General features: G+C 62.8%; 10 protein-coding genes. 9 read left to right on the top strand and 1 reads right to left on the bottom strand.

Translation table 11 applies throughout. The annotated features are described in order from the left end of the window. Window positions 1-44: 44 nt before the first annotated feature. The 5 genes from GB927_RS10330 to GB927_RS10350 all read left to right on the top strand — a co-directional run bounded on the left by GB927_RS10330 (window position 45) and on the right by GB927_RS10350 (window position 6,936). Window positions 45-899 (top strand): DUF3313 domain-containing protein, encoded by an 855-nt coding sequence (locus tag GB927_RS10330; RefSeq protein WP_256116695.1) that lies wholly within the window; start codon window positions 45-47, stop codon window positions 897-899. A gap of 123 nt (window positions 900-1,022) precedes the next feature. Next, window positions 1,023-2,249 (top strand): efflux RND transporter periplasmic adaptor subunit, encoded by a 1,227-nt coding sequence (locus tag GB927_RS10335; RefSeq protein ID WP_256116696.1) that lies wholly within the window; start codon window positions 1,023-1,025, stop codon window positions 2,247-2,249. Then, window positions 2,249-5,314 carry an efflux RND transporter permease subunit gene (locus GB927_RS10340; protein ID WP_256116698.1) on the top strand — a complete coding sequence of 1,022 codons (3,066 nt, stop codon included), beginning with the start codon at window positions 2,249-2,251 and terminating at the stop codon, window positions 5,312-5,314. Before GB927_RS10335 ends, GB927_RS10340 begins: the two co-directional genes overlap by 1 nt. 173 nt (window positions 5,315-5,487) lie before the next feature. Next, window positions 5,488-6,105, top strand: coding sequence for a methyltransferase family protein (locus tag GB927_RS10345; protein WP_256116700.1), 618 nt, complete (start codon window positions 5,488-5,490; stop codon window positions 6,103-6,105). A gap of 108 nt (window positions 6,106-6,213) precedes the next feature. Then, a complete protein-coding gene (locus GB927_RS10350) occupies window positions 6,214-6,936 on the top strand; it encodes a response regulator transcription factor (RefSeq protein ID WP_256116701.1) in 723 nt (240 codons plus the stop codon). 198 nt (window positions 6,937-7,134) lie between these two features. Here GB927_RS10350 and GB927_RS10355 read toward each other — a convergent pair whose 3' ends face one another. Continuing rightward, window positions 7,135-7,983: a MipA/OmpV family protein gene (locus tag GB927_RS10355; protein ID WP_256116702.1), complete on the bottom strand. Its 849-nt coding sequence runs from the start codon at window positions 7,981-7,983 to the stop codon at window positions 7,135-7,137. A gap of 395 nt (window positions 7,984-8,378) precedes the next feature. On the opposite strand from GB927_RS10355, the gene GB927_RS10360 reads away from it, so the two are divergent. From GB927_RS10360 to GB927_RS10375, 4 genes are all read left to right on the top strand, one after another. Continuing rightward, window positions 8,379-9,587 (top strand): ATP-binding protein, encoded by a 1,209-nt coding sequence (locus GB927_RS10360; RefSeq protein WP_256116703.1) that lies wholly within the window; start codon window positions 8,379-8,381, stop codon window positions 9,585-9,587. Window positions 9,588-9,627: 40 nt separating this feature from the next. After that, window positions 9,628-10,032, top strand: a complete 405-nt coding sequence (locus GB927_RS10365) for a ribosomal maturation YjgA family protein (RefSeq protein WP_256116704.1) — start codon at window positions 9,628-9,630, stop codon at window positions 10,030-10,032. An 86-nt stretch (window positions 10,033-10,118) separates the two neighbouring features. Continuing rightward, window positions 10,119-11,141 (top strand): LacI family DNA-binding transcriptional regulator, encoded by a 1,023-nt coding sequence (locus tag GB927_RS10370; protein ID WP_256116705.1) that lies wholly within the window; start codon window positions 10,119-10,121, stop codon window positions 11,139-11,141. 168 nt (window positions 11,142-11,309) lie between these two features. Beyond that, window positions 11,310-12,323, top strand: a complete 1,014-nt coding sequence (locus GB927_RS10375) for an SIS domain-containing protein (protein ID WP_256116706.1) — start codon at window positions 11,310-11,312, stop codon at window positions 12,321-12,323. The last annotated feature ends 77 nt before the right edge of the window (window positions 12,324-12,400 follow it).

The following is a 12,400-nucleotide window of genomic DNA, read 5'->3' on the forward strand; positions in this document are numbered from 1 at the left end:
ACCGGCCCGTCCTCACTTTAAAAAATACCGACAGGAGACTGAAAATGCTACCTCTTTCCCTTGGCCAGCACCGAGTGTTCGGTGCCGCGCTTCTGCCCTGCCTCGTCGTGTCGATCCTTGGCGGGTGCGCCTCGGTGCCGCTGGAGCAGGCGAATTCGCTGGCATCCTATGAAGGCCTCACGCCGGTCGACGGGCGCCTGAGAAAGGCGAAGTATAAGGCCGTGCCCGGTGACCTCGGCACGATCCGCACGGTCTACATCGAGCCGACCCGGATCTCGCCGACCGCCGCACTGTCGACCCAAAAATCCTCGGAACAAGCCCTGGTGGCGAACGCCATCAGCCGCGCGCTGTGCATCGGCGTCAGCGACCGGTTCGCGGTCGTCGAGCGGAAGGAGGATGCGGACCTCGTCGTCCATGCCACCATTGTCCGCATCGTGCCGACCAATCCCACGGTCGCCGGCGTCTCGACGGTCGCCTCGCTCGGCTCCTCCTTCGTGCTTCCCGTGAGCGTGCCGAGACTGCCCTTCGGCCTCGGTGGGCTCGCCGTCGAGGCCGAGGCGACGACCAGGGAGGGTAAGCAGCTCGGCGCCATGGTCTGGGCCAAGGGTGCGAATTCCCTGACCACGGATGCGCGGGTGTCCCAGGTCGGCGATGCCTATTCGCTCGCAAGCAGTTTCGGCAACGATTTTTCAAAGATGCTCGTCACGGGCAAGACGCCGTTCAAGGGCCTGCCGAAGCTGCCGTCCTCGCAGAAGCTGAAATCCAATCTGGGCGGCAAGCCCAAATATCTTGCATGCGAACGGTTCGGCCGGGCGCCCGGCCTGAAGAATTTTGCCGGCGCGCAACTCGGCATGCCGCCCTCCTGGACCGACAAGGCGGGCGCGGAGCAGAAACGCTAGCACGCGCTGCCCAAACGCAATCTTTCGTAATGCGATGAAACACCGGCAGCGTCCTGGATCGGTAGCCTTTGATCCGGATCATGCCGGGGCGATGTGCCTTCGGATCAATCGGAAGGTGGTTTCATGCGTGAGAAATCCAGCTCACATTCAACGCGCGCCCGTCTGCTGCTGGGCGTCCTGCTGCTGTCTTGCCCCGTGACGCTGAAAGCCCAGGAGCAGATGCCGGTAACGGTCGTCGTTGCCCGGCAGAGCACGGTGACCGAGCAGGTTTCCGTCATAGGCTCGGTGGTTTCGCGCGAGGAAGTGCAGGTGCATTCCTTCATCGAGGGGCAGGAGATACGGCAGATTCTCGTCGAGGTCGGGCAGTATGTCGAAAAGGGTCAGCCGCTCGCCGTGCTCGACACGACCGACGCCCGGATGCGGCTCGATCGCAATGCCGTCAGCATGCTGCGCGCCACGGCAGCCGTCGCCGTAGAGGCGGCCCGGGTGGATGTGGCGCGGGTGACGGAAGCGGAAACCGCCAGCGTTTTCGAGCGCAGCCGCGTGCTGCATGCCAGAAACGTCATCTCGCAACAGGTGTTGGATCAGCATCGCAACGCCCATGAGAGGGCGGCCGCCGAACTGGGCCTGGCGCGCCAGTCTCTGGCCCTTGCGGAGGCGGAAGCTGCTTTGGTGACCCGCGAACGCGCGGAAATCGAGCTGACGGTCGAGCGCAGCACGGTGCGGGCTCCGATGGCCGGGCTCATCCTCAGCCGCACGGCACGCCTCGGCGCGATGACCTCGGACACCGCCACGCCGCTGTTCCTCATCGCGGAAGAGGGGAGCATGGAATTCGTCGCTTCCGTGGTGGAAACGAATTTCGTTCGCCTGCAAAACGGCATGCGCGCCGACGTGACGCTTCCCGGCCACGAGGACCCCGTTTCCGGCACGCTGAGGCTGAAGGCCGCGCAGCTCGATCCCGCGACCCGCAGCGGTCAGGTGCATATCGCGCTCGACAGGCGGGAAGGCCTCACACCCGGCGTTTTCGCGCAGGGACGCATCGATGTTTCCGAACGCCAAAACATTCTTCTTCCGGGCAGCGCGGTGAAAACCGTGCGCGGCGCGGACACGATCTTCGTCGTGACGGAAGGTGCTGTGGATGTGCGGCCCGTCACGGTGGGTGCCCGTCAGGACGGCTTGGTGGAGATCACGCAGGGCGTCGATGACGGGGAGATGGTGGTCCTGAAAGCGGGCGGGTTCCTCAAGGCGCAGGACAGGGTGCAGCCGGTCGTCGCCACGCTGGATGCCGCTCCCGTGGACAGATTGGCCGCCTCGCTGCCGAGCGTTGATGAAACAAGGGAGATCCGGTGATGAACGCCAACATTTCGGCCTGGGCCATTCGGAACCCGCTGCCGTCTTTCCTGCTCTTCGTGGTGCTGACCGTTGCCGGGCTCTACAGCTTCTCCCGGCTGCCCGTGACTTATTTCCCGGCGATCGTCACCCCGCTCGTGCGCATCACCGTCGAGCAGTCAGGCGCCACGCCGGTCGAGCTCGAAACCGAAGTCACGCGGCCGATCGAGAACGCGGTCGCGTCCCTGCCTGCGGTGAAGGAACTGACATCGACGGTCGATCAGGGCCGCTCCGTGACCACCGTCGAGTTCGAGCTCGGCCTGGTCTCGCCCGACCGCGCGATGGACGATGTGCGGGATGCGGTGGCGCGCGTGCGGGGCGACCTGCCCGATGGTATCGACGAGCCCGTGATCGAACGGCTGGAAGAGGAAGCCCAGTCCGTCGTCACCTACGCCGTTTTCAGCCAGGACATGACGGTCTCGGACCTGTCGTGGTTCGTCGACGACGTGGTGGCGCGCGATCTCCAGGGACTGCGCGGCGTCAGCCGTGTCGAACGCATCGGTGGCGGCGACCGCGAGATCCGCGTCGAACTCGATGCCGACAAATTGCAGGCGCTGGCACTCACCGCCGGCGCGGTCAACGAAACGATCCGCCAGAGCCAGCTCGAGCGATCGGGCGGGCGACAAGAGATCAACGGCCGCGAACAGGTGCTGACGACCGCCGCCTCCGCCGAGACGGTTTCGAGCCTGGCCGAGCGGCGCCTTGCGCTGGCGGGCGACAGTTCCGTTCGGCTTGCGGACATTGCAAGCGTTCGCGACACCATCGCCGAGCCGCGGTCCTTTGCGACCCTGGACGGTGAAGAGATCGTGAGCTTCGCCGTCTCGCGCTCGCAGGGTGCCAGCGAGGTGGGCGTTGCCGAGGTTGTCGCGGCCGCCGTCGCGGAACTGGCGGCGAAGAACCCGGCCGTCCAGTTCCGGCTGGTGGATGACAATGTCTCCTACACGACAGGCAATTACCGCTCGGCGATGAACACCTTGCTGGAGGGTGCGGCACTTTCCATCGTCGTGGTCTTCCTGTTCCTGCGCGACTGGCGGGCGACCATCGTTGCCGCCGTGGCGCTGCCATTGTCGATCATCCCGACCTTCTTCGCGATCGACCTTCTCGGCTTTTCGCTTAACATCCTCAGCCTGCTGGCCATCACGCTGGTGACCGGCATCCTTGTCGATGATGCGATCGTCGAGATCGAGAACGTCGTCCGCCATCGCAACATGGGCAAGTCCGCCTATCGGGCAGCGCTCGATGCCTCCGACGAAATCGGGCTTGCCGTCATCGCGATCTCTGCGACCATCATCGCGGTCTTTGCGCCCGTCGGGCTGATGAGCGGCATCGTCGGCCTCTATTTTCGCGAATTCGGCCTGACCGTCGCCATTGCGGTGTTCTTCTCCCTGCTGGTCGCACGGCTGATAACACCCATCCTCGCCGCCTATTTCATGACCGGCCATCCGCGGACGGAGTCGCGCGACGGCCGCCTGTTGCGGGCCTACCAGAGCCTGTTGAGGGTGAGCCTTCGGTGGCGATGGGCGACGATCGGTGGCGCCTTCGGCCTGTTCGCGCTCTCCGTCATGTCGCTTGCATCGGTGCCGACGGCCTTCCTGCCGGAGGAGGACATGGGCCGGCTGACGCTCACCGTGGAACTGCCGCCCGGCGCGACATTGGAAGAGACCCGCGCCGTCACCGATGAGATCGCGGCTCGCGCGGGTGCATTCCTCGAGGTCGAGGGTGTTTTCGCACGCGCGGGGGCCAGCATGAACGGGCAGCAGGATCTGCGCTATGCGGTGATCCTCATCGACCTCGTGCACAAGACGAAGCGGGACAGCTCCTCCTTCGCCATCGAGGCGGACATGGAAAACAAGCTTGCCTCCATCGCCGACGTGCGCTTGAGGTTCCTCAACAATCGTGGCGGTCGCGACCTGTCCTTCGCGGTGCTGGGAAGCGATGGAGAGGCGGTGCAACAGGCCGCCGATGCCATCCTGAACGAAATGTCCGGCGAGCCGAGCTTCGTCAAGCCCGCAAGCGACAACGTCGCCACGCGCCCGGAACTACGGATGTCCGTGTTGACCGACAAGGCAGCGCTGCTTGGCGTAACGCCCGCCGCGATCGCCGACACGATCCGCCTCTCGACGATCGGCGACACGGACAGCAGGCTGGCGAGCTTCATCGACGGCTCCCGCCAGATCCCCATACGCGTCGTGCTCTCGCCTGGCGCACGCGACCGGCTTCCGATCCTGCAAATGTTGTCCGTGCCATCAGACAAGGGCAACCATATCCCCTTGTCCGCCGTCGCCGACATCAGCTTCGACGAGACGGTCGCCGCGATCGATCGTTTCGATCGCCAGCGCCGGATCGAGATCGGCGTGGACCTGAAGGACGGCATGACATCGGGACAGGGCCTCGACCGGCTGATGCAGTTGGCGAGCGTGAAGGCCCTCCCAGAAGGTGTCCGCCTTCAGGCCACCGGCGATTCCGATTCCGAGGGGGATGTCTTCGAGAGTTTCTTCGTGGCGATGGGATCGGGCATCATGCTGGTTCTCATCGTGCTGATCCTGCTGTTTCGCAGCGTTTTGGCGCCATGGACCATCCTCGCCTCCCTTCCGCTATCGATCGGCGGCGTTGCCGCCGGGCTTCTCTTCAGCGGAAATGCCATGTCGCTTCCCGTGGTCATCGGCATCCTCATGTTGATGGGTATCGTCACCAAGAACGCCATCATGCTGCTCGACTTCGCGATCGAGCGCGAGGCGCATGGGCTTTCCCGCACGGAGGCCATCGTCGAGGCCTGCCTGGAGCGGGTGCGCCCCATCGTCATGACGACGCTCGCGATGGTGGGAGGAATGGCGCCCTCCGCCTTCGGACTGGGCGATGGCGGCGAGTTTCGCGCGCCAATGGCGATTGCCGTCATCGGCGGGCTGCTGGTGTCCACGGTGCTGTCGCTGATCGTAATCCCGTCGCTGCACCTCGTCATGTCCGGCCTGGGTGATCGCGTGAGCCGGACGTTCGGGCCGATGGTCCGTCCAGCCGAGACGCAATAAGGCGTACAACTTCTTAATCCGTCGAAACAAATCTTTAAGCCGGCGCGATCCCGCCCGTGGGAAGGAAATCCATCGACTTTCCTTCAAGCACGGATGTTGCGACATGCTCTTCATCGTTTGCCGATCACGGAAACTGCACCCAAGTACGGGCAAGCGGGCAGGGGAGGCGGATCATGGCTGAGGTCCGTACTCCCTTCCTGCAGCAATACCGCATCAATACGCTCCGCCTCTTCGGCGCCGTCGCGTTCGCACTGCTGGCCGTGACGGCGTCGCCTCCCGGTGCACCGCTTGTGAACTCCCTCTTCGAGCTGACGGGATTGCTGGCAATCTTCACGGCCATTGCCGGCCGCGTATGGTCGCTGTTCTATATCGGCGGCCGCAAGAATGCCGAGCTCGTCACCGACGGCCCCTATTCGATCACCCGCAATCCCCTTTACCTGTTCAGCCTGATCGGGATTGCCGGGCTCGGGGCGCAGACCGAGAGCCTGTTGTCGATGGTCGCGATGACGGGCATCGCCTATTTCGCCTTCGACATGGCGATGCGGGGCGAAGAGGCCTTCCTCGCCGGCCGCTATGGCCACAGCTTCGAGCACTATCGCCAGGTAACACCAAGGCTCCTGCCGGATTTCTCGCTCTGGCGGGAGGCCGACGATACCCCATTGCGCTCCGTCAAAGCCGTCAGCGGCCTGAAGGACGGCGCCGTCTTCCTGGCCGCCTGGCTGGGCATCGAGCTCATCAAGCTGGGGCAGGCGGCGGAATTGCTGCCGGTCTTCTGGACATTGCCGTTCTAGCACCTGCCGCGCAGTCGCCCCATTTCCTCGCAACAAAACATAACAAAGCGAAATGTTTGTCGCCCGCGTGATAAGCATTATATGCGCGTTCAGGTTGGGAAGACGAGAATGCAATCGAGTTCCGCAAATGCAAGAATCCTGATTGTCGAAGACGATCCGGAGATCGGCAGTCTCCTCGCGCTGACGGTGCAGGAGAGCGGGATGATCGCGACCGTCGCGGAAGACGGGCGGGTGATGCAATCCCTGCTGCGCAACAACGAATTCGACCTGATCATTCTGGACGTGATGCTTCCCGGCGAGGATGGCCTCAGCATTTGCAGGCGCATCCGCTCGGAGAAGACCACGCCGATCATCCTGCTCACGGCGCTGGGGGAAGAGATCGATCGCATCGTCGGGCTGGAAGTGGGCGCCGATGACTATGTCACCAAACCCTTCAGCCCCCGGGAGATCGTTGCCCGTATCCGCAGCCTTCTGAGGCGGGCGTCCTACGGCCTGGCGAACAATGTCGATCAGCGCAAGCTGCGCTTCGATGGCTGGCAGATCGATCCGCTGCGCCGGCAGCTGCATGATCCGAGCAATGCCAGGGTGGCGCTGACCACGACGGAGTTCGATCTGTTGCTGGCTTTTTGCCGGAATCCCGGCCGGATCATCACCCGCGAGGAGCTTCTGTCCCTGACCCATAGCGGCCTTGCCGGACCGATCGAGCGCAGCATCGATGTGCATATCAGCCGGCTGCGCCAGAAGATCGAAGTGGACCCGAAAACGCCGGCACTGCTGCACACGGTGCGGCTCGGCGGCTACATGTTCACCGCCCGGGTCGAGCAATCCTAGGGCCAATCGACATTCAGCCCATGCCGGTCTGCAAACGGCAATTTTCCGCGCTTCCGGTGCTCACGTACCAAAAGTACGCTGCGCTCCTGATCGCGGAAACTCACGATTTTCGGCCCGGCCTGAACTGAATGTCGATTGGTCCTGGCCGTTGTCTTGGGCAAGAAGCCGGAATTGCTCCGGCTTCTTTGATCGCATCAATCAGAATTTGTAGCCGACGAAGATCGAGGCCGAGGGCTGAAGCTTCTTTTCCACGATCGGGCTGTCGGCGGCGTCTCCGGTCAGGATGCCCAGCGCCGCCTCGCCCCGCACGAACCAGTCTTCACTGAGCCCATAGGTGGCGGAGGCCGATACGTTGACGCGCTTGATGCCGGCTTCCGCCTTGTATTCGGAAAGGCCGGATGCGGCCGCCTGTGCGGCGTTTACGCCGAAATAGGCCTGCATGTGCTTGTCGTTGGCAACGACAACCTCCGCCCCGGCACTGACCATCAGCCGTTCGGTCACGGGCGCCGAATACTCGACGCCGACCGTTCCAATGAGGCTTTCGCTTCCCTCGATCGTCTGGTCGAGCGTTGCGTAGAACTCGAAGGCGTTCCAGGTATAGGCCGCTTTGGCACCGACGGTTGCGGCGAAATCGATGTCGCCGAGGCCATTCAGGCGGTCATGGTCATCCTGGTCGCGCCCGGTTTCATAACCGACCTTGCCCGCGAGCGAGAAGCCGCCGTTGCGAAGCGCGGTAATGGTTGCGCCTGTCGGATCGATCTCCAGCCATTCGCCATAGGTGAAGATGACGAGCGGAACGGGGCTGGCCTTGAACTCGTCGCTGCCTTCATATTCCGGTTCGTAGATGCCGCCGGCACCGATGATGAGGCTCCAGCTCGGTTTGACGGCCTCGTTGTTGAACCGCTCCTGGTCGAAGGGCGGCTCCTGTGCCTGGTCCGCGAGGCTGGCATCGGCAGCCAGCACGGTGGATGCCGTTCCGAGCGATGTGAACGTGACGAACAGCGCGCTCCGGGTAAGGCGCCAGTCGATATACTTGGTACAAAACATGAGTGCTCCAGTGATTTGACACGGGATGCCGGCCGCAGCGGCGAACCGTGTGTGCAACCTCCTTGTCTTTTCATGGATCAGGATTGGACTGGATGTTGTTGTGTTACGGTTTGTTGCCGGCGGGCGATGGCGTCGGATCAGCGGATGTCCGGCCGGCCTTAATAAATCGACACAAAACGTAACGCAGTTTGGCCGCGCGGACCTGTTTCCATTACCCTATCGATGACAGGGTCGGTTGGACAGGCAGAGTTTGTGCGCGGCGAAGGCCTGCGCGAGGAGGCGCGTTGAGGTTTCGCTTATCCAAGTTGATTTCGACGATTCATGGACAGATCACGATCATCGTCTTTCTCGCCCTCGTCATGGTCATCTCCGCCGGCTCCGCGCTGGAGCGCTGGATGCGTTCGGACTTCAAGATCATCGACCTCGAAAATATTTCCGAGCGCGTCTCCGCGATCGGCTCGGTGCTGGCTGAAGCCAAGCCATCGGAACGCGTGACCATTCTGGAGATCGCCAATCGCGGCGATTGGAAATTCTCGATTCGTCCTCTCTCCCTGTCGCAGCAGTTCACCACATCGTCGCCCACCGAGCCCTTTGTCGACGTGGTCGTGGACTGGCTGTTCCCCCCGGACGACGGCGCGGAGCCGCTTGGGGGCTGGCGAACCTTCATCGACGGCAAACGCATCATCGCCGCCAAGATCGACGATAGCGAGATGCTGGTTCTGGAAAGCTTGCCGGGGCCTTTCCTGCGCGGCGATGCCTTGAATTTGGGTTCCAACTACCTTCTCGCGGTTGTCATCCTGATGATTCTGTTTTCCGCCTTCGCTGTCTGGACGATCACGCGTCCGTTGCGCCGCATTGCGGCGGCGGCAATGCGGGCGGATCTCTCTGTCGGCCCGGCGCTGTTCGAGGAGCGTGGAAGCGAGGAGATCGTGGCTTTGGCACGCGCGCTGAATGGCATGCAAAGACGCATCTCGACGATGGTTGATTCGCGCACAAGAATGCTGCGCGGCGTCAGCCACGATCTGCGCACGCCGCTCACCCGGCTGCGGCTTCGCGTCGAGCGCGTGGACCAGGAGGAGGTGCGGGAGGCCCTTCTCGCCGATGTCGAGCGCATCGATCGTCTTCTGAAGGAAAGCCTCAGCTATCTGCGCGACAACCACCGGACCGAAGCGTTTGAACGCGCCGACCTCGCCTCGATCATCCAGACGGTGTGCGACGAATTCGAGGACATTGGCCATGACATCACCTATCGCGGCCCCGCTCGGTTGATCGCGAATTTCAAGCCGCTCGCGATCACGCGCGCGGTGACGAACCTGTGCGAGAACGCCACCAAGTTCGGCAGTAGCGTTCGCGTCGAGCTCGGCGCAAGCGCGGGTATGGCGACGATCGACGTGGCCGACGACGGCCCCGGCATTCCCGCCGAGCATCGCAGCCGGGTGCTGGAACCCTTTTACAAGGTCGATGCGGCCCGCGGAGGAACCAACGTCGGCTTCGGCCTCGGCCTCTCCATCGTCGCCGAGATCGTGCAGGACCACGCTGGGAAACTGGAGCTGCTCGATCGGCATCCGAACGGGTTGATCGCACGGATTGCAATCCCGACCTGAAGGCGGGGAACTCGACAGCCGCACCCGGGCGGGCTAGATCATGACCATGAGTTTACGCTTCGATCCCGCGTCTTTCGTGCGCGCTGCTCTGCTGTTCGTGGTTTTGGTGTTGCTGGCGACGTTCGGCCGGAATCTGGGCTGGGTTCGCAGCTTTCTCGGCGATGTACTGGCTGTGGGATGGGTCTTTTACGCCATACGGGCCTTCGTAAAGGCGCGAGCATGCTCGATAGCTGCCATCGCCTTCGCCATCGGCGTCGCGGTGGAATTGGTGCAACTCCTTCTGACCAGCTTCGATGTGCAGATACCCAACCGAATCCTCCGCATCGTCTTTGGCGCGACGCCGGACTGGTGGGATATTCTGGCCTACGCCATGGGTGCGGCGCTTGTCCTTGGCGTGAATTTGCTGAGCTCCGCACGAGAGAGGGAAATACAAGGCAAGTCCTGATCGCTTTTCCGCGGCGCCGTGACCTATGCGAAGCGGTCACCCGAAGCTACAAGGAGAATCCTGCTTGTGTGATCGCGAAGGGTGAAATGGTTCGAAAACCGGCGACTTTGAAGGATGTGGCGGCGCTGGCCAATGTGTCGCGCGCAACCGCCGCCCGCGCCCTGAACAGTTATGGTTATGTCGGCGACGAGACCGCGCAGAAGGTTCAGGCGGCGGCGGAACAGCTCGGTTATCGCGGCAACCGCCTGGCGCAGGCGCTCCGCAACGGGCAGTTGCCGATCGTCGGCTGCATCCTCGGCGATATCCAGAACCCGTTCTTCGCCCGCATCGCGCACGATATCGAAGTGCTCGCCCGCGAGCGTGGGCACAATCTCGTCATCGGCAGCAGCGAGGAAGAACTGGCGCAGGAAATCTCCCTGTTGGCGAGCCTCCAGTCGCTCAGCATCCGCGGCTTCATCGTCGCGCCGACATCGGCCGACAACAACGCTCATTTGCAGGGCCTGATTGCGGAAAATGTGCCGTTGGTGCTGATCGACCGCGTCGCCGAGGGCGTCGATTGCGACAACGTTCTCGTCGACAACGAGGGTGGCGCGCGCAAGGCCGTCGAGTATCTCATCGCGATGGGCCACCGTCACATCGGCCTGCTGCAGGACGACATGCGCATCTTCACCTCGCGTGAGCGCATGAGCGGATATCAGGCAGCGCTCGCCGCGGCCGGCATTGCGCCGGACGACCGGATGGTCTCCGTCTCGCAATCCACGGTGGAACATGCGGTCGACGCGACGATCCGCCTCTTTAGCCAGAAGAGCCCGCCGACGGCACTTTTCACGGTCGACAGTTTGATGACGCAAGGGGCTCTTCTCGCCTTCCGCTCCATGGGCATTTCCATTCCGCACGACGTTTCGCTGATCGGTTTCGACGACTTCAATCTGGCGACGTTCACCGATCCGCAGATCACCGTCGTCTCGCAGCCAGTCTCGGAAATCGGCCGTGCGGCGGCGCGCCTGTTGTTCGACAGGCTCTCCGGCAAAAACGAACCGCCACAGAAAATCCGCTTTGAAACCAAACTGATAGTGCGCGGCTCTGTCAGCCGGCGAAGCGACGGCTGAGCGTCGTACACAAGTCCTGAAAAAATTCTGGAACCCTACTTGCCAGCGCAAAATTCTTGTGCGGTAATAGATGTGAGATCGATCTCACATCGTCTCAAAGATCATTTTCGCGCAGACGCCGTCGCGATTTGACGGCGATTTGGCGGAGCGCAAAACGGGAAGGTTCTAATGCTCAACTTCGATAGAGATCGCTTTGTGAAGATACAAAGCGGCGCAGTCGCCATCGCCGACGATATGCGCGCGCTGATGCGCGATCTGCTCAACGACGGTCTGGAACGCATTTTCTTCATGGGGACCGGCGGCGTGCAGTTCCTCACCCAGCCGGCCATCGAGCTTGCGCGCGTTTCGACCGTGTTTCCGGTCTCGGCGGCCTATTCCGCGCAGGTCGTCCTGGAGCCGCCGGCCGGCCTCAACAAGAAGGCACTGGTCGTGCTTCCCTCGCTGTCGGGCACGACCAAGGAAAGCGTGCAGCTTCTCGCCTTCCTGAAGGAGCGGGGCGTGAGGACGCTGTCGCTCACCGGCCACAAGGACACGCCGCTCGGCCGCGACGCCGATTACAATTTCACCAATTTCGCCGAAGACGACACGTCTTCGGAATCGTTCTATCTGCAAACCCTGATCATCGTGCTGGCCCTTCTCGCCGAGCGCGGCGAATACCCCGATTTCGACGCGACAGTCGCCGAACTTAAGCTTCTGCCTGAGTTGTTGGTCGCGGTGAAGGAAAGCTACGAGGCGGATGCCGCCGCGCTCGCTAACGACATCAAGGACGAGACTTACCACATCTTCACGGGTGCAGGCTCCGTTTGGCCGGAAGCGCACTATTACGGCATGTGCATCCTTGAGGAAATGCAGTGGATCCGCACCCGTCCGGTCCAGGCATCCGACTTCTTCCACGGCACGCTGGAGCTCGTCGAACCGGGCGTCAGTCTGTTCATCTTCAAGGGCGAGGATGCCTGCCGGCCGCTGACCGACCGGGTGGAAAGTTTCGCCAAGCGCTACACCGACAAGGTGCGCGTGCTGGATGCGGCCTCCGCCAGCCTTCCCGGCGTTTCCGCGAAGACCCGCAGCCTGATTTCCCCGGTCATCCTGGCCACGATGCTGGAGCGCCTGAGCGCCCATCTGGAAGTCCTGCGCGACCATCCGCTGACGACGCGCCGCTACTATAAGCGCGTCGAATATTGAGTTTTTCCCGGTCCGGCGGTGACGCCGGACCGGGCTCCAGATTTTTGCATGCCCCAAGAAACCAAAGACAACAGAGA

Source organism: Shinella lacus (assembly GCF_010994755.1).
Classification (GTDB): Bacteria; Pseudomonadota; Alphaproteobacteria; order Rhizobiales; family Rhizobiaceae; genus Shinella; species Shinella lacus.

Excerpts from the sequence above, each read along its gene's own strand:
- GB927_RS10330 (WP_256116695.1), top strand. The coding sequence starts at position 45 with ATGCTACCTCTTTCCCTTGGCCAGCACCGAGTGTTCGGTGCCGCGCTT.
- GB927_RS10335 (WP_256116696.1), top strand. The coding sequence starts at position 1,023 with ATGCGTGAGAAATCCAGCTCACATTCAACGCGCGCCCGTCTGCTGCTG.
- GB927_RS10340 (WP_256116698.1), top strand. The coding sequence starts at position 2,249 with ATGAACGCCAACATTTCGGCCTGGGCCATTCGGAACCCGCTGCCGTCT.
- GB927_RS10345 (WP_256116700.1), top strand. The coding sequence starts at position 5,488 with ATGGCTGAGGTCCGTACTCCCTTCCTGCAGCAATACCGCATCAATACG.
- GB927_RS10350 (WP_256116701.1), top strand. The coding sequence starts at position 6,214 with ATGCAATCGAGTTCCGCAAATGCAAGAATCCTGATTGTCGAAGACGAT.
- GB927_RS10355 (WP_256116702.1), bottom strand. The coding sequence starts at position 7,983 with ATGTTTTGTACCAAGTATATCGACTGGCGCCTTACCCGGAGCGCGCTG.
- GB927_RS10360 (WP_256116703.1), top strand. The coding sequence starts at position 8,379 with ATGCGTTCGGACTTCAAGATCATCGACCTCGAAAATATTTCCGAGCGC.
- GB927_RS10365 (WP_256116704.1), top strand. The coding sequence starts at position 9,628 with ATGACCATGAGTTTACGCTTCGATCCCGCGTCTTTCGTGCGCGCTGCT.
- GB927_RS10370 (WP_256116705.1), top strand. The coding sequence starts at position 10,119 with ATGGTTCGAAAACCGGCGACTTTGAAGGATGTGGCGGCGCTGGCCAAT.
- GB927_RS10375 (WP_256116706.1), top strand. The coding sequence starts at position 11,310 with ATGCTCAACTTCGATAGAGATCGCTTTGTGAAGATACAAAGCGGCGCA.